Annotated in this window: 24 protein-coding genes, 1 tRNA gene and 1 pseudogene; 23 read left to right on the top strand and 3 right to left on the bottom strand. The window is 43.5% G+C overall.

Annotated elements, in window-relative coordinates:
- From NHH16_RS04365 to NHH16_RS04345, 5 genes and pseudogenes are all read left to right on the top strand, one after another.
- Window positions 1–512, top strand: a pseudogene (locus NHH16_RS04365) (glycine/sarcosine/betaine reductase complex component C subunit alpha); the annotation flags it as partial.
- Window positions 513–601: 89 nt separating this feature from the next.
- Window positions 602–1822 carry a GNAT family N-acetyltransferase gene (locus NHH16_RS04360; RefSeq protein ID WP_262068388.1) on the top strand — a complete coding sequence of 407 codons (1221 nt, stop codon included), beginning with the start codon at window positions 602–604 and terminating at the stop codon, window positions 1820–1822.
- Complete coding sequence (locus NHH16_RS04355; RefSeq protein ID WP_262068387.1) at window positions 1819–2271, top strand: threonine/serine exporter family protein; 453 nt, start codon at window positions 1819–1821, stop codon at window positions 2269–2271. The genes NHH16_RS04360 and NHH16_RS04355 overlap by 4 nt, the downstream gene beginning before the upstream one ends.
- A 41-nt stretch (window positions 2272–2312) precedes the next feature.
- Window positions 2313–3770, top strand: coding sequence for a glutamate--tRNA ligase (gltX, locus tag NHH16_RS04350; RefSeq protein ID WP_262068386.1), 1458 nt, complete (start codon window positions 2313–2315; stop codon window positions 3768–3770).
- An 11-nt stretch (window positions 3771–3781) separates the two neighbouring features.
- Window positions 3782–5614, top strand: coding sequence for an ATP-dependent helicase (locus tag NHH16_RS04345; RefSeq protein WP_262068385.1), 1833 nt, complete (start codon window positions 3782–3784; stop codon window positions 5612–5614).
- Here NHH16_RS04345 and NHH16_RS04340 read toward each other — a convergent pair.
- Window positions 5597–5893: a DUF1292 domain-containing protein gene (locus tag NHH16_RS04340; RefSeq protein WP_262068384.1), complete on the bottom strand. Its 297-nt coding sequence runs from the start codon at window positions 5891–5893 to the stop codon at window positions 5597–5599. The two genes, NHH16_RS04345 and NHH16_RS04340, sit on opposite strands and share 18 nt — an antisense overlap.
- A gap of 110 nt (window positions 5894–6003) precedes the next feature.
- On the opposite strand from NHH16_RS04340, the gene NHH16_RS04335 reads away from it, so the two are divergent.
- From NHH16_RS04335 to NHH16_RS04295, 9 genes are all read left to right on the top strand, one after another.
- A complete protein-coding gene (locus tag NHH16_RS04335; protein WP_262068383.1) occupies window positions 6004–7005 on the top strand; it encodes a substrate-binding domain-containing protein in 1002 nt (333 codons plus the stop codon).
- A gap of 13 nt (window positions 7006–7018) precedes the next feature.
- A complete protein-coding gene (locus NHH16_RS04330; RefSeq protein ID WP_262068382.1) occupies window positions 7019–8710 on the top strand; it encodes an alpha-amylase family glycosyl hydrolase in 1692 nt (563 codons plus the stop codon).
- A complete protein-coding gene (locus NHH16_RS04325) occupies window positions 8707–9258 on the top strand; it encodes a DUF5662 family protein (protein ID WP_262068381.1) in 552 nt (183 codons plus the stop codon). The genes NHH16_RS04330 and NHH16_RS04325 overlap by 4 nt, the downstream gene beginning before the upstream one ends.
- Window positions 9259–9307: 49 nt before the next feature.
- Window positions 9308–9392: transfer RNA gene (locus tag NHH16_RS04320), tRNA-Leu, on the top strand.
- Between the two features lie 84 nt (window positions 9393–9476).
- Window positions 9477–10148, top strand: a complete 672-nt coding sequence (locus NHH16_RS04315) for a pentapeptide repeat-containing protein (RefSeq protein ID WP_262068380.1) — start codon at window positions 9477–9479, stop codon at window positions 10146–10148.
- Between the two features lie 137 nt (window positions 10149–10285).
- The gene (locus tag NHH16_RS04310) at window positions 10286–10969 is read left to right on the top strand and encodes a SatD family protein (RefSeq protein ID WP_262068379.1); all 684 of its coding nucleotides are present in this window, start codon (window positions 10286–10288) and stop codon (window positions 10967–10969) included.
- Entirely contained in the window at window positions 10962–11720 is a 759-nt protein-coding gene (locus NHH16_RS04305; protein WP_262068378.1) for a DUF3307 domain-containing protein, read from the top strand. Before NHH16_RS04310 ends, NHH16_RS04305 begins: the two co-directional genes overlap by 8 nt.
- 117 nt (window positions 11721–11837) lie before the next feature.
- Window positions 11838–12896, top strand: a complete 1059-nt coding sequence (locus NHH16_RS04300; RefSeq protein ID WP_262068377.1) for a helix-turn-helix domain-containing protein — start codon at window positions 11838–11840, stop codon at window positions 12894–12896.
- The gene (locus NHH16_RS04295; protein ID WP_262068376.1) at window positions 12877–13425 is read left to right on the top strand and encodes a GNAT family N-acetyltransferase; all 549 of its coding nucleotides are present in this window, start codon (window positions 12877–12879) and stop codon (window positions 13423–13425) included. The genes NHH16_RS04300 and NHH16_RS04295 overlap by 20 nt, the downstream gene beginning before the upstream one ends.
- Here NHH16_RS04295 and NHH16_RS04290 read toward each other — a convergent pair.
- Window positions 13415–14509, bottom strand: a complete 1095-nt coding sequence (locus NHH16_RS04290) for a DUF3810 domain-containing protein (RefSeq protein ID WP_262068375.1) — start codon at window positions 14507–14509, stop codon at window positions 13415–13417. The genes NHH16_RS04295 and NHH16_RS04290 overlap by 11 nt on opposite strands.
- A gap of 106 nt (window positions 14510–14615) precedes the next feature.
- Here NHH16_RS04290 and NHH16_RS04285 point away from each other — a divergent pair, with 106 nt between their 5' ends.
- A complete protein-coding gene (locus NHH16_RS04285; protein ID WP_262068374.1) occupies window positions 14616–15179 on the top strand; it encodes a DUF3841 domain-containing protein in 564 nt (187 codons plus the stop codon).
- Window positions 15172–15726 carry a DUF3841 domain-containing protein gene (locus NHH16_RS04280; protein ID WP_262068373.1) on the top strand — a complete coding sequence of 185 codons (555 nt, stop codon included), beginning with the start codon at window positions 15172–15174 and terminating at the stop codon, window positions 15724–15726. Before NHH16_RS04285 ends, NHH16_RS04280 begins: the two co-directional genes overlap by 8 nt.
- Here the strand turns inward: NHH16_RS04280 and NHH16_RS04275 are convergent.
- Window positions 15710–16378: a TetR/AcrR family transcriptional regulator gene (locus NHH16_RS04275; RefSeq protein ID WP_262068372.1), complete on the bottom strand. Its 669-nt coding sequence runs from the start codon at window positions 16376–16378 to the stop codon at window positions 15710–15712. The two genes, NHH16_RS04280 and NHH16_RS04275, sit on opposite strands and share 17 nt — an antisense overlap.
- A 354-nt stretch (window positions 16379–16732) precedes the next feature.
- Here NHH16_RS04275 and NHH16_RS04270 point away from each other — a divergent pair, with 354 nt between their 5' ends.
- From NHH16_RS04270 to grdC, 7 genes are all read left to right on the top strand, one after another.
- A complete protein-coding gene (locus tag NHH16_RS04270; protein WP_262068371.1) occupies window positions 16733–18058 on the top strand; it encodes a glycine/sarcosine/betaine reductase component B subunit in 1326 nt (441 codons plus the stop codon).
- A complete protein-coding gene (grdH, locus tag NHH16_RS04265; protein ID WP_465223421.1) occupies window positions 18022–19377 on the top strand; it encodes a betaine reductase selenoprotein B in 1356 nt (451 codons plus the stop codon). The genes NHH16_RS04270 and grdH overlap by 37 nt, the downstream gene beginning before the upstream one ends.
- Window positions 19378–19410: 33 nt before the next feature.
- Window positions 19411–20901, top strand: a complete 1491-nt coding sequence (locus NHH16_RS04260) for a glycine betaine uptake BCCT transporter (RefSeq protein ID WP_262068369.1) — start codon at window positions 19411–19413, stop codon at window positions 20899–20901.
- 2 nt (window positions 20902–20903) lie between these two features.
- Entirely contained in the window at window positions 20904–21848 is a 945-nt protein-coding gene (gene trxB, locus NHH16_RS04255; RefSeq protein WP_262068368.1) for a thioredoxin-disulfide reductase, read from the top strand.
- Between the two features lie 26 nt (window positions 21849–21874).
- Window positions 21875–22192 (top strand): thioredoxin TrxA, encoded by a 318-nt coding sequence (gene trxA / locus NHH16_RS04250; protein WP_262068367.1) that lies wholly within the window; start codon window positions 21875–21877, stop codon window positions 22190–22192.
- 49 nt (window positions 22193–22241) lie between these two features.
- Complete coding sequence (grdA, locus tag NHH16_RS04245; protein ID WP_262068366.1) at window positions 22242–22712, top strand: glycine/sarcosine/betaine reductase complex selenoprotein A; 471 nt, start codon at window positions 22242–22244, stop codon at window positions 22710–22712.
- Between the two features lie 69 nt (window positions 22713–22781).
- A complete protein-coding gene (grdC, locus tag NHH16_RS04240; protein WP_262068365.1) occupies window positions 22782–24320 on the top strand; it encodes a glycine/sarcosine/betaine reductase complex component C subunit beta in 1539 nt (512 codons plus the stop codon).
- Window positions 24321–24327 lie beyond the last annotated feature (7 nt).

Below are 24327 nucleotides of genomic sequence, written 5' to 3'. Positions count from 1 at the left end.
ATTCGCTTTCCGGTAACATCATGACCAAGATGCTCTCTTCGTTTAACACTGGTGGTAGCTATGAAGCGATTGGTGACGGCTATGGCCCTGGAATTGGGGAAGGGTATGATAAGCTGGTCATGATTATTTCTAGAGCTTCTGGAGCTCCGGTAATTGAAGGTGCGATCAAATATGCAGCTGAGCTAGTTCGTGGGGACATCTGGGCAGTTGCCGAGAAGGAGTTTGCAGCCGCTAAGAAAGCCGGTCTAGACGAGATTCTAAAAGCGAGAAAAGAGGCAAGTGCTGGTAAGAGTAGCGAAGCTGAAGAGGTAAAAGCGCCACCGAAAGAGGTGGTCACTTCTCAGATCGCGGGAATCGAGATCATGGACTTAGAAGACGGGGTGCAGTCCCTGTGGAAAGTAGGCATTTATGCGGAAAGCGGTATGGGCTGTACGGGACCGATTGTCCTAGTCAATGAAAGCAAGACCGAAGCGGCGGTAGAGGCCCTTCGCAAGGCAGGGTATATACAATAAGAGAGGTTTGTAAAGGGTGCCAAAATGGCACCCTTTTTTGCCGGCTTTTTTGGATTTACTTTTAAGTAGGCGAGTGCTATAATTCGTGTATGCGAGTTGAAAAAATTACAGAGAATAAAGAAGATTATATCGATACATTAATGATTGGTGACAGCTCTGAAGACAATGTGCGCTACTACTTAGAGGCGGGGAATCTTTACGGTCTTTACGAAGATGAAATCCTGAGAAGTGTAAGCGTGGTGATTATGCTGAATAACCGAAAATGCGTCCTTAAGAATCTTTGTACCATCGAAGAGGATAGAGGACAAGGATACGGCAGCCATCTCTTAGATTATATTTGCGAAGTCTATGCAGATAGTTGCGATTTAATGTACGTAGAAATAAAGAAAGAAAAACCCTGCGTCGACTTTTACAAAAAGCGTGGCTTTTCGGTGGCACCGATTAGTCAGGCGTATTTTGAGCGCTACTATCAGCAGAAGAATTACGGGAAAGTTCAGCATGAATACCTAACACGTACGTTGATCTCGGCCGTAAATGTGAAGCGGGTGGTAGATTTGGCCTTAAAGGCAGGTGAGCTCCTGCTGCAAAACGGCGGCGAAATCTTCCGTGTAGAGGAGACCATTGATCGTATCTGTAATCGTTTTTATGTAGATAAAATCGACACCTTTGTCTTAAGTCACGGTATCTTTATCAGTGTACGAAATGGGGAGAACGATGCTTATACCAGGGTGAAGAATGTCCCGCTAGCGTCACCTCATTTAGGAATTGTAGCGGCGGTAAATGCCTTGTCGCGGGAGATTTCCGGTGGTCAGGTGGATGTTAACGAGGCGTTTGAACGCTTGGATGAAATAGAGAAGATGCCACCACCTAGACCGTTAAATCTGATGCTAGCGGCAGGGTTTGGTGCTGGCTTTTTTGGCTATTTTCTTGGCTCCACCATCCCAGAAAGCATCGCTTGTTTCTTTATTGCTGTTATTCTCTACCTTTGGGTAATGTTCGCTAAGCGTCACGGATTTAACAAAATGATTCTCAATACCATTGGTGGTGTTTTGATTACCAGTTTGGCGGTTTTGATTACCCGTTTGCCATTACCTTTTGACTTAAGCATTAGCGGCATGACCATTGGGGCGATTATGCCCTTGATACCGGGACTAGCCTTTGTAAATGCGATTAGAGACATTGCTGACAGCGATTTTCTCTCCGGTACGGTGCGGATGATTGATGCAATTCTGGTCTTTGTCTATATCGCAGTAGGTGTAGGCGTGGCTCTGGGAATCTTTAATAATCTGTTGGGAGGGATTGCCCTATGATGAACTTTATTTTTTTAAACGTCATCTGCCCATTTTGTGGAACCTTTGCTTTTGCGGTGTTATTCTGTGTTCCTAAGAAATATTACTTACAGTGTGGTTTGACAGGATTGGTTGGTTGGCTCGTCTACTTATTTGCCAGTCACCATACTTCTGTAGCAATGGCTACCTTTTTTGGAACACTCGGAGTCGTTCTTTTATCAAGAGGGTTAACGGTCATCATGCGGTGTCCGATTACGATGTTTCTGGTTCCGGGAATATTTCCGCTAATCCCTGGGGCAGGGGTTTATAATACGGCTTTTTATCTAGTGACGAGTCAGCTTGATAAAGCCTCGGCGTCGGGGCTTAACGCGATTAAAGTTGCCTTTGCGATTGTGGCGGGCATTGTCTTTGTAGTGCCGATTCCGAGAGAACTTTTCCGCCTAGAGTACTGGCGGAGAAAGATCGGTTAGCTTATAATGTAATGAGAGATTTTAGAAAGAAGGAAAATAAAATGACAAAAGTAAGAACAAGATTTGCGCCTAGTCCTACAGGAAAGATGCATGTGGGGAATTTGCGGACGGCGCTTTATGCCTATTTAATTGCGAGACATGGAAAAGGAGACTTTATTCTGCGGATTGAAGATACCGACCGCGAGCGCTTTGATGAAGATGCTCTTGATATCATCTATCGCACCCTTGATGATGCTGGACTTACACACGATGAAGGACCAGATAAGGAGGGCAGCGTGGGCCCTTACATTCAGAGCGAGCGGAGTGCTCAGGGAATCTACGAAAAATATGCGAAGGAGTTAATTGCTTCTGGTCATGCTTATTATTGTTTTTGTGATAAAGAACGCTTGGAAAGCTTAAAGACCAGCGTCTCCGGTGACGAAGGTGGTATCGTGATGTACGATAAGCACTGCCTTCACCTTTCTAAGGAGGAAATCGAAGCGAATCTAGCCGCTGGCAAGCCTCATGTAGTCCGGATCAATATGCCAAGGTCAGGTACTACCGTTTTTCACGATGAAATTTACGGTGATATCGAGGTGCCTAATAATGAACTAGATGATATGATTTTGATGAAATCGGATGGATATCCAACTTATAATTTCGCCAACGTTATCGATGACCATCTAATGGGAATTACCCATGTGGTTAGAGGAAGCGAGTATCTATCCAGTGCCCCGAAGTACAATCGACTGTACGAGGCTTTTGGCTGGGAAATTCCTACGTATGTACATTGCCCTTTGATCACTGATGAGAACCATAAGAAATTGAGCAAACGCCTAGGTCATTCTTCCTATGAAGATTTGATTGCTGCCGGCTACGTGAAAGAAGCTGTGCTTAATTTTGTGGCCTTACTCGGTTGGTCACCGACGGATAATCAAGAGATATTTACTTTAACGGAACTAGAAGAGGTATTTGATTACCGCCATTTAAGCAAAGCGCCGGCGGTCTTTGATATGACCAAGCTTAAGTGGATGAACGGCGAGTACTTAAAGGCGATGGACTTTGATAAGTTCTTTGCTTTAGCAAAGCCGTACTTAGAAGCAACGATAAAAAAGGATTTTGACTTAAAGAAGATTGCCACCATGGTGAAAAGTCGAATCGAAATCCTTCCAGATATTGAAGAGCAGGTGGATTTTTTTGAAGCGGTACCGGAGTATGATACTTCCATGTACATTCATAAGAAGATGAAGACCAATGAAGAATCATCGCTTAAGGTGTTAAAAGAAACCTTACCACTTTTGGAATCCCAGACGGATTACAGCAACGACGCCTTATTTGAACTGTTAAAGGGCTTTGCTACGGATAAGGAGTACAAGGTGGGTTATGTTATGTGGCCCCTTAGAACGGCCGTTTCCGGAAAGCAGAATACCCCTGGCGGGGCAACGGAGCTAATGGAAGTTCTGGGAAAAGAGGAGTCGTTAAAAAGAATAAAAGCAGCAATTGAATTACTTAGTAAATAAAAAGGAAGTCTATGGTTTTTAATAATGAACAAAGAAATGCCCTAACGTATGGCGAAGGCCCTTGCATGGTCCTAGCGGGACCGGGTTCCGGTAAGACGTTTACCATCGCCGCGCGAGTAGGGTATCTGATAGAACGACTAGAGGTGCGACCGGAAGAAATTCTGGTCGTTACTTTTTCAAAAATGGCGTCCCTGGAGATGAAAAACCGTTTTCAGGAAATGACGGATTACCGCTATGGCGGTGTTAGCTTTGGGACGTTTCACGGAATATTTTACGGAATCTTAAAGTGGGCAGGTGTGATAAAAGGCGATGCTCTACTAAAGGAATTTGAAAAGCAAGAACTAATCCGCGAGACTTTAAAGAATGTGGAAATACCTGAGTCAGAAGTCATCGATGAAGACCTAGGTGAGAGTCTTTTGGGAGCGATTAGTAAAGTGAAAAACGAGCTCAAACACCTAGAAGAACTAGAAGAGGTTCGGATTAGTGGCATCCCTTTAAAAGAAGTGTATGAGCAATACGAGGAGCTAAAGGGTAAGCAAGGGAAGATCGATTTTGAAGACATGATTCACCTTTGCTACGAGCTCTTTACCCAGAAAAAGGACGTGCTTAAGCTTTGGCAGAAACGTTTTAAATACATTCTCGTAGATGAATTCCAAGATGTTAACAAGGCTCAGTATGAGCTTATTAAGTTATTAGCGCTACCGGAAAACAATCTTTTTATCGTAGGTGACGACGATCAGAGTATTTATCGTTTTCGCGGGGCAACACCTCATATTATGGAGCAGTTTACTAAGGATTTTAAAGGGTGTAAGCAGCTTCTTTTAAACGTGAATTATCGTTCGACTGGGTTTATCGTCGGCAGTGCTGCCCGGGTTATTAAAAAGAATAAGCAGCGCTTCAAAAAGGAGATCAAGGCCTTAAAAGAGAGTCCGGAGACCGTTCATGTCCAAGAGGTGGCCGATGTTAATGAGGAAGCCGAGTATGTGGCGGCGCTGATTAAAGAGCAGTTAGCTAGTGATGTGCCGGCGAAGGAGATTGCGGTTTTGTACCGAACGGGAATGGAAGCTTTAGTTGTGGCTGAGCTATTGCAAAAAGCGGATATCCCTATCTGCTACAAAGATACGCTACCGAATCTATATAGCCACTTTATCTTAAAGGACTTTCTCAGCTACCTTCGTCTTGCGGGCAAAGAATACAAGCGAGTTCATTTTTACCGGATTATGAATAAGCCCTTACGCTATCTTTCGAAACAATGTGTGAAAGCAGAGGCGTTTACCCCGGCAGAGATTGAAACGTATTACCAGGATAAAGAGTATATGGTGAACCGAGTATCCACCCTATTCTGGGATTTAAAGATGATTGCTGATAAGCCACCGTATTTAGCCCTTGATTATATTTATAATAAAATGGGTTATAAGGACTATTTAAAAGAGCATGGGGCCAAGTATATGGTTAGTTTTTCCAAGCTAGAAGAGGTGGTTCAAGAAGCCCTAGAGCAAGCAAAAGGCTTTACGACGATTGCCGAGTGGTGTCAAATGGCAGAGGAGATGGGGCAAGCCAAAAGGAATGAAAGTCAGACTTCTGAAAACGAAGGAGTAGTGCTTTCTTCCTATCACCGAGCAAAGGGGCTAGAATACGATACGGTTATTCTCTTAAGGAGTAACGAAGGCGTGATTCCTCATCGTAAAGCCAGTAGCGTAGAAGCGATTGAAGAAGAGCGGCGCCTATTTTACGTCGGCATGACGAGAGCCAAGCGTAAACTAGTGATTACCTACGTGCAAGAAAAAAACGGAAAGGCGATATCGCCCTCCCGTTTCGTTCAAGATTTACTCATCTCCAGCTAATTCATCAAATTCGGCAGCATCTAGCCACTCGTCAAAGGCATCTGATACCAGTTCGTACTCATCGTCATCTTCGATGTTTTTAAGTTCTGGCTCTTCACCTTCGTTCTCGATAAATTGATATAGATATACGTCGCCTGATTCACTCTCACCTTCTTCATTAAGAGGTAAGAGGGCGATGTAATCAGATTCTCCCACGGTAAAAATCGTCAAGATAGCACAGGTAACCTCTTCGTCATTATCTAGAGTGAGAACTACTAAGCTTTCGTTTTCTTCAGTCATATAGGGTACTCCTTTTCTTTTTTTCTACTGTAACAAAGGCTATGGAAAAAAGCAAGGTTATATAGTAAAATGAACGTTAGAGATGTGTCAAGAGACATGATGGAGGAGTTATGAGTAAATTAAAAAAAATAATGGCCATCCTACTTCTGCTGACATTAGCTACCAGTATCTGGAGTTGTAAGAAGAGTGTAGGGACCGATGAAGATAATGCAGTTGTCAAAGAGGAAGAACCTCAGGAAGAGGAAGCCGAGGCTCCTAAAATCGGGTTTTCGGTAATCAGCCTCGACAATCCTTTTTATAAGGCGCTAGAAAGCTCTATCCAGGAAGAGATGACGAAAGCCGGTTATGAATTTATCGTGAAGGATCCGGCAGGCAGTGTAGACACTCAGGCGGCTCAGATTGAGGAGTTTATCGCTCAGGAAATCGATATTCTTATCTTAACGCCGGTGAACTATGAAAGCATTACCCCTTCTTTAGAGCTTTTAAAGAAGGCGAAAATCAAAGTTGTGGGTGTGGATGTAAAGGTAAAAGAGGAGAGTTATTTAGAAGCTTTTATTGGCTCAGATAACGAGGAGATTGGTAGATTGCTCGCAGATGCGGTAATCGAAAAGTTACCAGAGGGCGGGAAAATAGCTGTCTTTGAATGCTTTTCCCAAAGTGCCATGGCCTACCGGATGAGCAATTTAGAGGAAGGACTTGCTGGGGCAAAAAAAGGTTTTGAAGTAGTGAAACGCATCGATGGTGGTAGTAACTATGAGGAATCGTTGGAAAAAGCAAGAGAGCTTCTAGCTTCTAGAAGCGATATTGATGCCATTATCTGCGGGAATGATCAAATGGCAATGGGGGTTAAGACGGCTGCTAATCTAGTGGGAAATGAGTCAGTGCTAATCTTTGGCATAGACGGTGCCCCAGAAATCAAGCAAGAAATTGCCAAATCGGGCTCTCAGGTGGTGGCAACGGTAGCTCAGTCACCTATTACTATGGGGAAAAGTACCTTCTCCGTAGTGAAGTCTATTCTTGAAAAGGAAGATTACGAAAAAGAAATTAAAGAAAAGGTATATTTGGTAGATCGTACGAATATAGATGTGTATGGAACTGACGGTTGGCAATAGGAAGAGGTCACATATGAAAATACTAGCAGGTAAGCCCTTGCCCATAGGGACTTGGAAAAACGGTGATATCCTAAATTTTTCAGTATCAGTTGATAAAGGAGCAGACTGCCGACTATTGCTTTATAAACAAGGGGAAGCGACCCCAAGTAAGCGAATCGAAATGAAAAATTCGGTTGGTTCTTTGTGGAGCGTGGCCTTAGAAGGTGTGTGTAGCGAATTCGAAAGTTATAACTATGAGGTGGATGGCCTTATTCTCCTTGACCCCAGAAGTCTGGGGCTTATTGGCAGAGAAGAGTGGAAAGGCCAACGTGATCCCTTAAGCGGACAAGTTCGTTCGCTACTTATGACACCAGAATTTGACTGGGAGGACGATGCCCCCTTACACCTTCCAGAAGATGAGCTAATCGCTTACAGCCTCCACGTCCGCGGTTTTACAAAAGGCGCAGCGGCAGGAGTACGGCATAAGGGAACATTTATCGGGATTATCGAAAAGCTTAACTACCTTATGGATTTGGGGATAAATCAGCTTCACTTAATGCCGATTTATGATTTTGAAGAAAATCTTCGCTATACGAATTACTGGGGGTATGGCGAGGGCTTTTTCTTTGCACCAAAAGCGGCCTATGCCAGTAATGGTAGCGGTATTAACGAATTTAAAGCTTTAGTGAAAGCATGTCATAAAGTGGGTATCGAAGTGGTGGTAGAAATGCCTTTCCAGGAAAAGGAAACTCCTTGGCTTATCGTCGAGTGCTTACGCTACTATGCCATGGAATACCATGTGGATGGTTTTATTCTTAACCCAGCTCTTATATCGATCGATGAGCTTAGAGCAGATCCAGTACTGACAAAGACGCGCATCTTGTATCACGACCTTACGTTTCAGAACACCATGCGAAGATTTTTAAAGGGTGACGAAGGGATGGTAGGCGAGACAGCACGCTGTATTACGAGGAGCCTGCGAGGGAGTGGTACCTATAATTATATTGCTAACCATAATGGGTTTACCCTACAGGATTTGGTATCATATGATGGCAAGCATAACGAGGCCAACGGTGAGAATAACACCGATGGGCCAGACTACAATTATAGCTGGAACTGCGGTGCTGAAGGTCCTACGCGGAAGAAAAGCGTATTGGCGCTACGCACGAATCAGGTAAAGAATGCTCTGTTTTTAGTGTTTCTGTCTCAAGGAATTCCTTGCCTTTTAGCGGGTGATGAATTTGGCAATACTATGAAAGGCAACAACAATGTATATTGCCAGGATAATGAGATTAGCTGGCTCGACTGGCGGCTTGAAAAGAAGAATCGCGAGCTAGTTACTTTTGTAAAAAGCTTAATCGCGATGCGAAAGAAGTATAAAACACTCCATGCAAAAGAAGAACTTCTGGGGATGGATGTGAGTAGTAGGGGAATTCCCGATGTATCTTATCACGGAGAAAGCGCTTGGCAAGCTCCTTTAGAAATTGCTAGTCGCATTCTGGGGATTTATTACCGGGGTAATGAAGAGGCCAGTAGCGAATGCTTTGTGGCTTATAATATGCACTGGATTAGCCACGAGTTTGCTCTTCCTAGCACGAACCAGGGAAAGAAATGGTACCGGGTAGCGTCTACGAAAGAGGGTATCTTCGACAAACCAGAATTACTAAAAGAACAACGGAAGACCTTACTTCCAGAACGAACAATCGAGGTATTTATTAGAAAATGAGAAAAGTAATTGGACATCTACGAACCATCAATAACCACAAAATGTTGGTGTTAAAGATGTGTTTTCGTTTAGGCTTATACAAACAAGGTTTGCTTCACGATTTATCGAAGTACTCCCTAACAGAATTTATTCCCGGGGTGCGGTATTATCAGGGCGATAGAAGTCCTAATGCCGCGGAGCGGGAAATCAACGGCACCTCCAGTGCCTGGCTTCATCACAAGGGACGCAACAAGCACCATTATGAATATTGGATAGATTACAGCATGAACGTTGAAGAAGGGATTGTGGGTCAAAAAATGCCCCTTAAATACGTAGTGGAAATGTTTGTGGACCGAGTAGCCGCCTCAAAGAACTACCAAGGGACAAATTACACTCCCGCTCACCCTCTCCATTATTACGACGGCGGCTCTGCCTTGCTAGGCAAAATGATTCATCCAGATACCGCTAAGCTCTTGCGAAAACTCTTGGTTATGCTCAAAGAAAGAGGTGAGCGAGAAACCTTCGCTTATATTAAAAAAGTCGTGCTAAAAGGTAAAGTTTCTTATTGACTTTAGCCCTCTATAATAGTATTATTATCTACGGACGTTAAAGTCCTTTGCGGAAGTGTCGGAACTGGCAGACGAGCAAGACTAAGGATCTTGTGAGCAATGCGCTCGTGTGGGTTCAAGTCCCATCTTCCGCATTACAGTTAGGGATTCAGAGAGTTTGTAAATTCTCTGAATCCCTTTTTTGATTTGATTACACGTTGGAAAAGAGGAAAATATAAATGAAAAAATATAAAATAGCAAAGCCCATGGTACCAGAGGTGCCTTTATTAAGAAGAGGAGAAGCGGAAACGCTGAGCGAAGCTGCTCTCAGCGAGCAAGCCTTATCAGAATTATCTTTTGAAAAAATAGACGGCGAAGCAGAGGATTATAAAAATGTGGTGGTTAGTCAGTCGCTATTTGCGGGCTGTAGTTTTCATAAATGCAGCTTTGAAAATGGCGAGTTTGCAAATGCTATCTTTGAAAACTGCGATTTCTCCGGTTGCAACTTTCATAACATCTATTTGAGCAAGGTGCATTTTGTGAACTGTAAAGGGTTGGGGAGTCTTTTTACCAATGGGATGTTTAAAGATGTTTTCTTTGAAAGTTGTAATCTAGCGATGGCTAATTTTGATTACTCAAAGCTGGAGTTTTGCGTTTTTAAAGAGTGCCAACTACTGGATAGTAACCTAGCCTATTGTCACTTTAAGAACACGACTTGGGATAAAACTAATCTTTCTAGGGCTAGTTTTTTCCAAACGCCTCTAAAAAAACAGGATTTCACAACATGTGAACTGGAAGGAATTGTGCTTTCGGAGAATCCTATCGAGCTAAAAGGAGCAATTGTTAACACCTATCAAGCAGTTGACTTAGCAAAAAGACTGGGAGTCATTGTTCGTTCAATGGAAGAATGAGTATCGCTTTAAATACACCCTTTTTAGGGAATAATTCTAAAATATAGCCTTATTAGCGAATAATTGTTGATTATTCGTTAAATAGGCTATATAATGATAAGACAAAACTAGGTGTGAAGTAGAGAGGAGGACGAGAGATGTTTTTCTTTGATTTTAATCCTTATATAGCTATTATTGGCGATATTATGCAATCAAAGAAGATTGTAGATAGAGAGTGTGTGCAGAAAAAAATGGTACAGACTTTGGCGAAGATTAATAAAAAATATACAGATGACATAGCCGCTAAGTTTACGATTACACTAGGCGATGAGTTTCAGGGTTTATTAAGCAGTGGCATCAATGTGCTAAAGATTATTACGGAAATTGAAAATGAATTAGATGATGTTGATATCCGTTTTGGCATAGGGGTTGGTGATATAACAACGCCTATTAATCGAGAGATTGCCATAGGAGCAGACGGTCCGGGATACTATCAAGCAAGGCGAGCCATTGATTATTTAAAAAAGAGCGAAAAGAAAAAGGAGAGTGGAAAGGCAAACATAAGGCTAGCGATTGACGGCAAGGAACAAGAGATGACAGAATTAGTAAATGTAATTTTTTCATTAATGACAGCGATGAAATTGTCTTGGACAGCAAGGCAGAGAGAGGTTGTCTGGAAGATGCTTCAGAATTCGACGAGTCAAGTGGAAGTGGCAAGTGAACTGGGAATCAGACAATCATCTGTACAAAAAAGTCTAGCCAATGCGAATTTCTACACCTATAAGGAAGCCTATCTGACAGTGGGAAAAGTGTTAGGCGAAATAAGGAGGGAGCATGTATAGCGAATACTTACTAATGTTGATATGTGGTCATATGATTGGCGACTTTTATCTTCAATCTGAGAAGATGGCTAGAAAAAAAGATGAAAAATATAGCGGCGTATGTATTCACGGTTTGTGTTACGGCGCCGTCCTTCTTCTAATGTCATTAGTCATTAAGTCAAGGGAAGTTATCATCTACACAGGTGTGGCAGTGGTGATGCATTTTATCATTGATTCTTTAAAATACTTATATATAAAGAACATAAAGGTAAAGAGTCAGAGAGTAACAAAGAACATTTTCATAATTGATCAAAGCATTCATTTACTTAGCCTGTTGATAATCGCCTTTCTATTTGCTCGTGGCGGTGGCCAGGTGATGTGTGCATTTGCTGTAATCACCGAGTATTTTTCCTTGATTAAGACGTCGCCTCAACACGTGTTTTTGTGGGTGACAATCTTATTAATCGTTCACAAACCGGCAAATGTTTTTATTGGGCAAATATTGGCTGGGTACAAACCAAGTGAAGCAGAAGATGTGCAGATGCAAACTTCAGATAAACGCGCAGGTCGTTATATTGGCAGTTTGGAAAGAATCATTATGGTAATCTTGATGTCGGTAGGACAATATGCAGCCATGGGTTTAGTCCTTACGGCAAAGTCTATTGCTCGGTATGATAGAATCACAAAAGACTCAGCATTCTCAGAATATTATCTATTAGGTACTTTGTTGAGTACATTAACGGCAATTGGTGTGTTTTTACTACTAAAGTAATGTAGAGAAATATAACTAACCGTTAATTCATTTTCAAAATAGTAAACGGATATTCAATTGTACATTTCCCTTTGTCATGGTATATTTTTACTACAAAATGTAAGGGGAGGACGAGAAATGGAGATCGGTGAAACAATTAAAAAATATCGAAAAGAGGCAGGGCTGACCCAGAAGGAAGTGGCAAAACGCGTAGGTGTGTCCGCGCCAGCTGTCAATAAGTGGGAGAACGGTTATTCTTTACCGGATATCTCCTTGTTATCTCCCCTTGCCCGCCTCTTTCACGTATCAGTAGATGAACTACTAGCTCATGAAAAGGGACTTACAGATAACGAGGCGAATCGTTTGGTGGAAGAAGCCCTAGAGCGCTTACAGACAGAGCCTTTCGAAGAAGTATTAGAGTGGATGAAAGGATATATCGAAAGGTATCCAAATGCTTATTTTCTTGCTTTGTGGGCGGCGAGAGTCTTTGAAAGTCAAGAGCTAAGGTTAGGGTTACCAGAGGATAAGAAAAACGAAGAGTTTATTTTAGATTGTTACCAACGGGTGTTAGAAAGTGAAGAGGAGGGGCTGAGAATTTCAGCGGCAGAATCCCTTTACTATTTCTATTACCGAAAAAAGGACTATACGAAGGCAGAGCAGTATTTAGCGTACTTTTCTGAAGAAAATCCTGAGCGTAAGCGTAAACTAGCTGCTATCTACAGGGAGACGAACCGCCAAGAGGAAGCTTATAAGATGCTAGAAGAATTGCTTTACGGTAGCTATCAAAGGGCGAATCAGGTATTTCAGGATCTTTACCAGATGGCTCTTGGGGAAGAGGACTATACAAAGGCTCACCTGTTGGTGGATAAGATGGCGGCACTTGCTCAGCTTTTTGAAATAGGCAAATATCATGAGGTTTGCCAAGGGTTAGAGCTAGCGACTCTTGAACAAGATGAAGAATGGACGCTTCTCATAATGGAGCAAATACTAAGTAATCTAGAGAGTCTGTATGGTTTTACAGAGTCACCGTTATACGCTCATATGGAGTTTAGAGATACGGATTACACGTCATATTTAGCAAAAGTCAAAGAGGATTTGTTGCAGGGTCTTAAGGATGAGGATGTGTATGGATATATGAAAAACAACCAGAAGTGGCAAGAGCTGAAAGGGGATAACCATGAAAATATTAGAAACTAAGCGATTGATTTTACGACCGTGGCAAGAAGCTGATGCGGAGAATTTGTACCAATACGCCAAAGACCCGTTAGTAGGTCCGATTGCTGGATGGCCAGTTCACACCAGTGTAGAAAATAGCTTGCAGATCATTCGTGAGGTTCTTTCAGCCGAAGGGACTTACGCGGTTACCTTAAAGGGTGAAGATAAAGCGATTGGCAGTATTGGTTTGATGATTGGGGAGCAGAGTAATCTAAATATTCCGGTTACAGAGGGAGAGGTTGGGTATTGGCTAGGTGTTCCTTATTGGGGACAAGGACTGATTCCCGAAGCGACGAAAGAGCTAATGCGCTATGCCTTTGAAGAGCTAGGACTGACCACCTTGTGGTGCGGATATTTTGCTGAGAATGAGAAGTCGAAGCGGGTCGGAGAGAAGTGTGGATTTCGCTATCACCATACAGAAGAAAAAGAATGGCCGCTAATAGGAGAGACGAAAACTCAACACATTACCAGTATTTCTCGAGATGAATGGCGAAAACTTGCTAGTGGATAGCTTGCTGGTAATACGCTACCACTAAATCCACCATAAGATTATATCTCATGACACCTTCTTCTTGGCCATTGGCCTTAAGGTAGGTGTCATTTACTTTATTGGAAACCTCCGCCACCTTACCATCAAAACGATTCCAAAATTCACTATTGGCTCTTAGGTCGGCTTCGCAAGCGGGAGATAACGTTTCTCTAAGAGAGGCGTGCGCAGCTGGGTCTGCTTTGTATAAAGCATTCATACAATAAATCCAACCACTTAAAAGACCACTGTAGCGAAAGGAGCTGTCCTCTGCCCCAGAGCAGGCGAGAAAGGCGATAAAATTCGCCTCGTCTTCAGACATAAAGCCCCGCAGATGAGCCAGCTCGTGACACATAGTAAAAGGAATATTGTAGTCCGTCATATCTTGGTTATAGTTGGCTTCAATGGTAAAAGGAGAGTAGATACCGCTTAGGTGCTGGTAGGAAAGGATTTCTGAGAGTAGTAGTCCTTTCGGTCTCGCGTAGGTGCCAGATAACTCGGGATAGGTTTTCCCTAAAGAGGCCATCACTTCGGTGGCTTCTTTTGCCGTATCAGGAGCAAGCATCATAACTCCGTTTTCATCCCTTTTTACTTCCGTACTTAAAGCATTCACCTCTTCTGTAAGCCACTGGCAGACTTCGTTAAGTTCCGCAGCGGAGTATTCCTGGGGGGTGATATTAGAGGTCTCGGCAAAGGAGAGGTTGTGATAGTTGATACCGCAGTTGCATACGTAGAGGAAGAAGAGGATGTTAGCGGAAAAAAAGAGGTTAGTCAACCAAGAGAAAACGTTTTTTCTGTCCCCTTTCTTCCAAAAAAGGCGTATCAGCAAACCCAGTCCAGATAGGAGCAGGGTTAGGACAAGAAGATAGAGCAATATTTCGGAGAGAGAGAAGGGAAAAAGATTGGTGAATTTTCCCGTTAACCAGACGCAAGCGGCATAGATCGACTGGCGATACCACTGCGCAAAACCAGAGCTTTTACTGGCGATAAAAAGCAGCAAAAAACTGGCTGCAAAAAGCAGCAAGGTTAGAATGATTTTGAATTTATTGAGCGATTTTTTCTTGTTCATAAGCTCATTATAGAGAGCTCATTCGTGGAAGTAAAGGCTTGCTTTTTGTAAATACGCCCCTTATAATGGTGCCTAATTTATATAAGAGGGAAAGGGGAAGTGAAGGATGATACTGTGGACGAGACAGGTAGTAGACGCTTATAAGGAGTTAGATGACTGCGGTGTATACGCAGTTAGGGAAGAATATATTAGGGAAAAGAACGATACCATTTCCGACTACTATTTGGAGCTTTATCGGTGGTATACGAAAGCAGCTAGACAATATATCGATATCGACGAAGAGCGGCTTTACCCTATATGGTTATCGGTAGACGAACAGATGATGCTACAAGGGACGCCGGGAACGGTCATCCTAAAGCTCGATGTCCCAGAGGAAAAAGTGCTTCTATGCAATGATGTGGCCTGGGGATACCGGATGAATTACTGGTACGTACCTCTTGATGAGGCGGATGAAAAGTCTCATAACGAAGAGCTACAGCGTTACGGTATTGCCAGCGAGGCGGATTTAACCTTAACTTCGAAAGGGAACTTTTATCCCCTGTTAAAGAAAAAAATCGAGAGTAGCTGGCAGCGGATATTTACCCAGGCGCCGAAAAAGCCAGAAGAGTATGTGGCGACCATGTGGGAGATTAAAAAGGAATGGGTAAAGGAGGTACGCGTTTGTGAGTGAAGGAAAGATAAGTCTTTGGACGAGTCAGGATGTCCGTGTGCATCAGAGTCTACAAAGAGGTGAGACTTATACGGTCAAAAAGGAATATGTAAAAGAAAAGTTTGGCGAAGTGGCGTGGATATTTCTTGAGGCCTACGGCTATCTCGGGAAGGTGGCGGCTGCTCAAATGGAACAACCAGAGGGGAGCGAGTCACTGATTTGGACCTTTAGAGATCGTAAATGGGTCAAAAAAGAAGGTGATAGCGTGGTCATGAAGCTAGAGGTGCCGGTAGATCAGGTCCTGCTTTTCAATCTGAATAAGTGGAATAAAATCTTGAATTTGTCCTTTATTGGGGAGGCCAGGGAAGAAGAGCAGTTTGCCAGTGAGCTGGCGAAGATGGGAATAAAAGATACCCTAGAGGTTTTTCGTAGCTCCTTCTATCCGGTGCAGAAACGCAAAATAATCGATAGTTGGAAAAGCGTATTTGACCTCCAGGGTATCAGTGATGAATATATTCAGGGTGGCTTGTGGGAAATCCAGCCGTCTTGGGTTACAGAAGTTCTTTAGGAATCCCACAGGTATAAATTAATATCTCTTGCAATTCTTTAACAAGACGGTCTACCTTTAGGTGATCGTCTTGACATTTTTGCTCTAACTTGTATTTCACACAACTAATCGTAATCTCGTTAATCATATCTAGATTTTCTTCTGTTACCGCGGTTTCTTCCTCAATTAGTGGCCTTAGAATACGTAGGCTCCGCTCTTTTAAATTATTCCCAAAATACATGGTTTCAATTTCCGCAGAAAAGCGATGACGCTCTTCAGGAAAGAGGATATCATAGTAAAGATTTAGGATCTCTTTCAAATTCTGGCTGCGCTTCCCAAAGAAAAAATTGTAAAAAACCTTGGGTTTGCGAAAAATCGAGCGATTAAATAGATCCCAAATAGCCAGAAAGTTTTTAGTGGGAGATTGGGCCTGATTACTTAAGTGTTCTAGGGATTCACTATACTCGCGGAAGTATTTGATAGAGGCCAGCATCAGCAGCTCGTCCAAATCCTCAAAATAGAGATAGATAGTAGAATTATGAAAGCCAGCTTTATCCGCGATTTTTCTGACCGACACCTGGTCGATGCCCTCGGCTTCAATCATTTCCCGGGCAGTCTCGATAAAAAGAATGGCATTTTGTTTTCTCTGTAAATCATTTTCGCCAATATTCATGGTAAAACCTCATTCGTCTATAATTTTGTCAAACTCATGTATAGCATAAGTTATTTTTGGGAAAAAAGAAAGTGTAAAATCTAACTATTCAGGACAGACCACAGACACGTCTACTTCGTAGACTATTCGCTGTTAAAACAGCCTCCATTCTGAATAGCGATAGAAAATATAAATAATTGATAAAGAAATTGTTAAAAAAATAATAATTTCTCTTGACAATAAGCGCGCTTATGAATACAATGATTGTAAATATTAACGTACAAGCGCGCTTATTGTATGTTAAATTTAGACAATTTAACTATAGAATATACCTATATGTTAAAAAACGCTAAGCGAGAAAAGAAGGAGGTTACTATGAGGCTGGAAATAGGAAATTTTTATGTAAAGGACATTGTTTTCGGTGAGGAACTAGCATTTTCAAAAGGCACCCTAACGGTAAACAAGGAGGAGGCTCTAGCGTTTATCCGTGAAGATGACCGCATTACCGAGGCAGATTTGTACATCGTAAAGCCAGGTGAGATGGTGCGGATGTGTCCAGTTAAGGAAGCGATTGAGCCTAGAGTTCGTCCAGATAACAGAGGTTTGTTCCCAGGATACGAAGGCGAATTAGTGCAAGCCGGTGAAGGAACGCTTCACGCTATGAAAAACTGTAGTGTCCTAGTGGTAGGTAAGCATTGGGGAGGCTTTCAAGATGGCGTCATCGATATGGGCGGCGAAGGTCAGAAGTACACCTTGTTTGGTGAACTGAATAATATTGTGCTTGTAGCCGATACGAACGAGGACTTTGAAAAGCATGAACAACAAAAGAAAAATGATGCTCTTAGAAGAGCCGGTCACAAATTAGCTGAGTATATCGCTAATTGCGTTAAAGATTTAGTTCCTGAAGATACAGAAGTCTTTGAGCTGGAGTCGATTATTAAAAGAGACCCTGAGGTGGAGAAGTTACCTTCTGTAGTTTACGTAATGCAGCCCCAGACCCAGCTAGAGCAAATGGGATACAATACCTTGGTTTACGGTTGGGACATGAATCACATGGTGCCGACGCTAATGCATCCTAATGAGGTGTTAGACGGTGCTCTTGTATCAGGAAGCTTTATGCCGGTGTCCTCTAAGTGGTCAACCTATGATTATCAGAACTGCCCGAATATCAAAGCTCTTTATAACGAACACGGTAAGACGATTAATTTCTTAGGAGTGATTATGTCAAACCTAAATGTAGCCCTAGATCAAAAGGAAAGAGCAGCGATTTTTGTAGCACAACTCGCTAAGAGCTTGGGAGCTGATGGCGCGGTGGTTGCTGAAGAAGGCTATGGTAATCCAGATGCGGACTTTGTCGGTTGCTACGTAGCCCTAGAAGATGTTGGGGTTAAGACAGTAGGTATCACCAATGAGTGTACGGGACGCGATGGACAGTCGCAACCACTGGTTACCTTAGATGAAAAATGCGACGCCATCGTTTCTTGTGGAAATGTATCGGAATTAATTGAATTACCAGCGATGGATGTTGTGCTTGGTGAGTTAGAAGCTCTTGGACGAGATGGTTTTGCTGGTGGCTGGGCAGATGATGAGCTCCTAGGACCATCAGTAAGACCAGACGGCTCGATTATTATGGAAAACAATTCGATGTTCTGTGGCGATCAAGTATGTGGATGGTCACCGAAGACGATGAAAGAATTCTAGGAGGAGGGAAGAACATGAAGAAAGCGATTTTATATATTAATCAGTTTTTTGGTCAGATTGGCGGTGAAGACAAGGCCGATTTTGCTCCAGAAATTAGAGTAGGTAAAGTAGGACCAGCTCTTGAGTTTGCTAAGTCGTTAGATGCAGAATTGACCCACACGATTATCTGTGGTGATAACTTTATGGGGTCCCAGACAGAAGAAGCAGTAGCGACTATTCTGGGCATGTTAGAAGATAAAGAAATGGATCTTTTTATTGCTGGACCGGCCTTTCAGGCAGGACGTTACGGTGTGGCTTGCGGAACCATTTGTAAAGCAGTAGCGGAAAAGTTTGGCGTCCCAGTTGTGACTTCTATGAACGTGGAAAATCCTGGGGCAGAAATGTTTAAGAAGGATATGTATATTTTACAAGGTGGCAACATCGCTTCCAAGATGCGTCAAGATGTGAAAGCCATGGTTAGCCTCGCCAATAAGATTCTAAGGGGCGAAGAGGTCGGCTCTGCCGACGAGGAAGGTTACTTTGGCAGAGGCATTCGTCGTCAAGTATGGCGAGCCGACGCGAAACCTGCCTCTGAGAGAATGGTAGAAATGCTTGTTAAGAAGCTAAACGGCGAACCTTTTCAGACAGAATTGCCAATTCCTAAATTAGACCGGGTGCCGATTGCCGCAGCTATTAAGGATTTAAAGAGCGCGAGAATTGCTCTAGTAACCACCGGGGGAATCGTGCCAGTAGATAACCCGGATAAGATTCAATCCGCTTCTGCAACCAGATGGGGACGCTATAATATCGATCAAGTTGCTGCTTTAAAAGGCGGCGAATATAAGACGATTCACGCAGGCTTTGACCCAGCCGCTGCCGATGCCGATCCGAATGTAATTACTCCTGTAGATGCCTTGCAGGTGCTTCTAAAAGAAGGGGTTTACGGTAGTCTTCACCCATATTTCTATTCAACTGTAGGTACAGGAACGACTCAGGCTGAGGCTCAGAGAATGGCTCAGGAAATCGTGCCTTACTTGCAAGAAGACAAGGTGGATGGCGTGATTATGGTCTCCACTTGAGGTACCTGTACTCGTTGCGGTGCAACGATGGTTAAGGAAATTGAAAAGGCTGGCTTCCCAATCGTGCAGATGTGTAATCTGATTCCGGTAGCGAAGACGGTTGGCTCTAATAGAATCGTACCAACAATCTCTATTCCGTATCCACTAGGAGACCCAGGCACAACGAAAGAAGAGCAATGGAAACTGAGATATCATCGTACCAAAGTAGCATTAGAAAGCTTGGCTACGGAGATCACGGAACAAACAGTTTTTAAAGTATAAAGCTGCTCTTAAGGGATGGAGGTAAGATAGGTAATGAAGAAAAGTACAAATTTAGTCTTTCGCATTTCGCTAATTCTTACGGGCGGTATTGCGCTATGGGCAGTATTTTTAAACGATAGTTTTACGAAGGTATCAGACGCTGTCTATGCCTTTCTAACAGGTAACTTTGGGTGGTTATATTTGATTGCGATGCTCTTTTTCGTCATCTTTGTAGTGGCCCTTGCAATCAGTAAGTACGGGAAGCTACGTCTAGGACCTGATGATTCGAAGCCCGAATACAGTACGGTGTCGTGGTTTGCCATGCTCTTTGGTGCCGGCATGGGCGTAGGCCTTGTGTTTTGGGGCATCTCGGAACCGATTTCTCACTATGTGAGTCCCATGGGTATGGCGGGCGGAACGCCGGAGGCGGCAGCTTTTGCCATAAAGTCTTCCTTTATGCACTGGGGGATTCACCCCTGGGCAAATTATGCCATTATCGGTTTGGCGCTGGCTTATTTTCAGTTTAGAAAAAACAAACCAGGGCTTATCAGCTCGATTTTCGAACCGTTAATTGGTGAAAAAAGGGTAAACGGCTTCTGGGGTAAGCTGATTGATGTATTAGCGGTGTTTGCAACGGTCGCCGGAGTAGTTACTTCTCTGGGATTAGGGGTTTTGCAGATCAACAGTGGGCTCGGCTATCTCTTTGGAGTACCGACCACCCTGGTTGTTCAGATTATCATCATTGCCGTAATCTCTTTTATCTATATTTGGTCGGCAGTCTCAGGTATTGATAAAGGAATTAAGCTGATTTCGGATGCGAACCTTTATATTGCTCTAGGTTTGATGATTTTGGTATTCCTTATTGGACCTAAGGTTGAAATTCTGAATAATTTAACCAACGGTATTGGCCAATACCTTGGCGATTTTATCCCAGATAGCTTAGGGATTAATACGTATGGTGACAATTCATGGATTGAAGGTTGGCGCGTATTTTACTGGGCATGGTGGATTGCATGGGCACCTTTTGTAGGCGTATTCATCGCTAGAATTTCTAAAGGGAGAACGATTAGAGAGTTTATTGGTGGTGTGGTATTAGCGCCGACGCTGGCTTCCCTCGTCTGGTTCGCAATTTTCGGAACTCTAGGAATTCACTTAGGGGAGACGGGCAAGTTATCGACGAAGGTTTTAGAAGCAGTGGCTTCCGTACCGGAGACCGGCCTCTTCGTGGTGATGAAAGAGTATCCGCTAGGTACCCTTTTATCGGTGGTAGCTTTGGTGCTGCTTTGCACCTTCTTTATCACTTCCGCAAACTCCGGAACCTTTGTACTATCCATGCTTTCTTCGGATGGGGATTTGAATCCACCGAATAGCAAAAAAGTAATTTGGGGTGTTGTACAATCCGTATTAGCGGTAGGACTATTAATTGCCGGCGGTCTAAAGCCACTACAGATCATCTCGATTGCGGCAGCCTTCCCCTTTATATTTATCATGATATTTGCCGCCGTCTCGCTAGTGAAGGCGCTTAAGTCTGAAGAAGGAGTGTAGGAATGGGCAAGATTTATGATGTGATTATCCTCGGCGCCGGTCCAGCCGGTCTTGCGGCAGGGCTCTACGCTGGGAGAAGCCGATTATCGACTTTAATTATTGAAAAAGGCCAAGATGGCGGTCAAATCGCCATTACTGATGAAATCGAGAACTACCCTGGTCAAAGGGTGGAAGGGGAGTCAGGCGCGTCTTTAGTAGCCAGAATGACAGAACAAGCAGAAAAGTTTGGTTGCGAGCGGGTAGCCGATACGGTTACAGAAGTTCTCTTAGATGAAGAGATTAAGGTGATTAAAACGTCTAAAGAAGAGTATTACAGTAAAAACGTGATTATCGCTACCGGAGCGTATGCAAGACCGATTGGCTGTAAGAATGAAGCCAATTATATCGGTAGAGGTGTTTCCTACTGTGCCACCTGTGATGCCAACTTCTTTGAAGATTTTGAAGTATACGTAGTCGGTGGCGGCGACTCCGCCGTAGAAGAAGCTTTGTACTTAAGTAAGTTTGCCCGGAAGGTGACGATTATACACCGCCGAGATGAACTTAGAGCAGCGAAGTCTATTCAGGAAAAAGCCTTTGCTAATCCGAAAGTAGCCTTTATGTGGGACTCAGTCGTAGAAGAAATTGGCGGCGAGGACATTCTTTCAGAAATGAAAGTGAAGAATCTAAAAACTGGTGAAGTGACCACGGTAGTGGCAGACGAAGAGGATGGCATGTTCGGGCTCTTTGGCTTCATCGGTACCATACCTAACTCGGATCTATTTAAAGGGAAAGTGGCAATGGATGAGCGCGGATATATCGTCGGCGACGAGAACATGAACACCGATGTAGAAGGGGTGTTTGTGGCTGGAGATGTGCGTATCAAAAGCCTTCGTCAAGTGGTTACCGCCGCAGCTGACGGTGCCATTGCCGCTACCTGGATCGAAAGAAAGATATCAGGATATCTGTAAGTTAGAATAACTCAGGAGGATTTATCATGCTAGAGCTTACAAAAGAAAACTTTGAAGAAGAAGTATTAAAAGCAGACGGATACGTATTCGTAGATTTCTACGGCGATGGCTGTGTACCATGTCAGGCGTTGATGCCAAAGGTACACGCGTTTGCTGATACCTACGGTGATAAGCTTAAGTTTACTGCCCTTAATACCACGAAAGCGAGAAGACTGGCGATTGCCCAAAAGGTTCTTGGCCTTCCTGTAATGGCAGTTTATAAGGACGGTGAGAAAGTACAAGAGCTTGTGAAAGACGATTGTACAGAAGAAGCCATCGAAGAGATGATTAAGAGTTATATCTAGGACTCTGCAATCATAAATACGTAACATGATAGAAGAAAGGAGATTAATTATGGCTATTTTAGAAGGTAAAAAAGCAATAATTATTGGAGACCGTGATGGAATCCCCGGACCAGCTATCGCTGAGTGTGTGAACACAGCCGGTGCGGACGTAGTATTTTCATCGACGGAATGCTTCGTGTGAACGAGCGCAGGAGCAATGGATCTAGAAAATCAAAAGAGAGTTAAAGAATTCGCTGAGGAATTCGGCCCAGAAAACTTGGTCGTACTTCTTGGTGCTGCTGAAGGAGAAGCTGCAGGTCTTGCAGCCGAAACCGTAACCGCAGGAGACCCTACTTTTGCAGGTCCGCTCACTGGAGTCCAGCTTGGACTTAAAGTATATCACGTATGTGAACCAGAAATTAAAGCTGAGTTTGACGAAGCTGTATATGATGAACAGATTAGTATGATGGAAATGGTTCTTGACATTGACGATATCGTTAGTGAAATGTCGGCCATTCGTGACGAATACACGAAATACTAGAGAATCAATCGGGGGATAGGGACAAAGATCCCTATTCCCCTTAATTCTATTATAGAAAGGTGAATAAAGATGAATAGTGTAATTAAAGGCACCAGCTACGTGCTGGTACATACACCGGATATGGTATTGCACAACGGAACGACTCAGACCACGGAGAGAATTGTGAATCCAGAATCCGAATACTTGAAAGAAGTACCAAAGCATCTACGTAGTTTTGAGGATGCGGTTAATTACTATCCGAACCAGACTTATATTGGCAATCTACATCCCGATGAGCTTAGGGAGGTAGAGCTTCCTTGGTATAATAAGACCATGGACGGTGCCAAACGCTATGGTAAGTTTGGTGAGATTATGCCTCAAGAGGAGTTCTTGCTCTTAGTACAGGCTTCTGATATGTTTGAAGTTGTGCGTCTAGAGAAGGGGTTTGTTGAATCTCATAAAGAAGCCTTCATGGCCAATCCAATTATCTCTGAGGATATCAATGCCAGAATTCATGAGGGCGTAGAGCTTTCAGAAATCGAGAACTTCGTGAATAACGAAGATGCTGAAGGCTTATATCACGATGGAAAACTAGTGGGCTGCGTAAAGCGAGCTCATGATATAGATAGCAACTTATCGGCTCACGTAATGCACGAGAACCTGATGAGTAAGGCTTCCAGCGTCTTAGCGCTTCTTTATGCCGTTAAGAACGCGGGAATCCGTAAAGAAGACGTAGACTACGTAGTAGACTGCGCGGAAGAAGCATGTGGTGACATGAACCAAAGAGGTGGCGGTAACTTCGCCAAAGCGGCGGCAGAAGTAGCGGGTCTTGTAAACGCGACGGGTTCAGATTTAAGAGGTTTCTGTGCAGCACCGACCCATGCAGTCATTGAAGCAGCAGCTCTTGTTAAATCAGGTGCTTATAAAACCGTCATCGTTACCAGTGGTGGTTGTACCGCAAAGCTAGGTATGAACGGAAAAGATCATTTGAAGAAAGAGATTCCGATTCTAGAAGACTGCTTAGGCGGTTTTGCGGTAGTGATTACGGAAAACGACGGCGTAAGCCCAGAAGTAAATCTTGACCTTCTTGGACGCCACAGTGTAGGAACCGGCTCGGCTCCTCAGGCAGTTATGACTGGCCTAGTAATCTCTGGCCTCGAAAAGGGTGGGCTTAAAATCTTAGATGTGGATAAGTACTCTCCAGAGATGCAAAATCCAGATATTACCGTACCAGCAGGTGCCGGTGATGTACCCCTTGCTAACTACAAGATGATCGGTGCTCTTGCTGCTAAGCGCGGGGAGATGACTCCGAAAGACTTAAATGACTTCGTTAAAAACCACGGGATGATCGGCTGGGCCCCCACTCAGGGACATATCCCATCCGGTGTACCTTACATCGGTTTTGGAATCGAAGACATTAAAGCCGGCAAGGTAAATAAAGCGATGATTATCGGTAAAGGAAGCTTATTCCTTGGCCGGATGACCAACCTATTTGACGGCGTATCCTTTATTATGCAGCCTAATAGCGGCGAGACAGAGGGCGGCAGCTTTGATAAAGCGGAAGTGAAACAACTAATCGCCGAAGCCTTAAAGGACTTCGCGCAAAACATGCTAGACAAAGCAGAGTAGAGGAGGC

The organism is Ohessyouella blattaphilus (assembly GCF_024721265.1).
GTDB lineage: Bacteria > Bacillota > Clostridia > Lachnospirales > Lachnospiraceae > Aequitasia > Aequitasia blattaphilus_A.
This window is presented reverse-complemented; position numbering and strand designations above follow the sequence as displayed.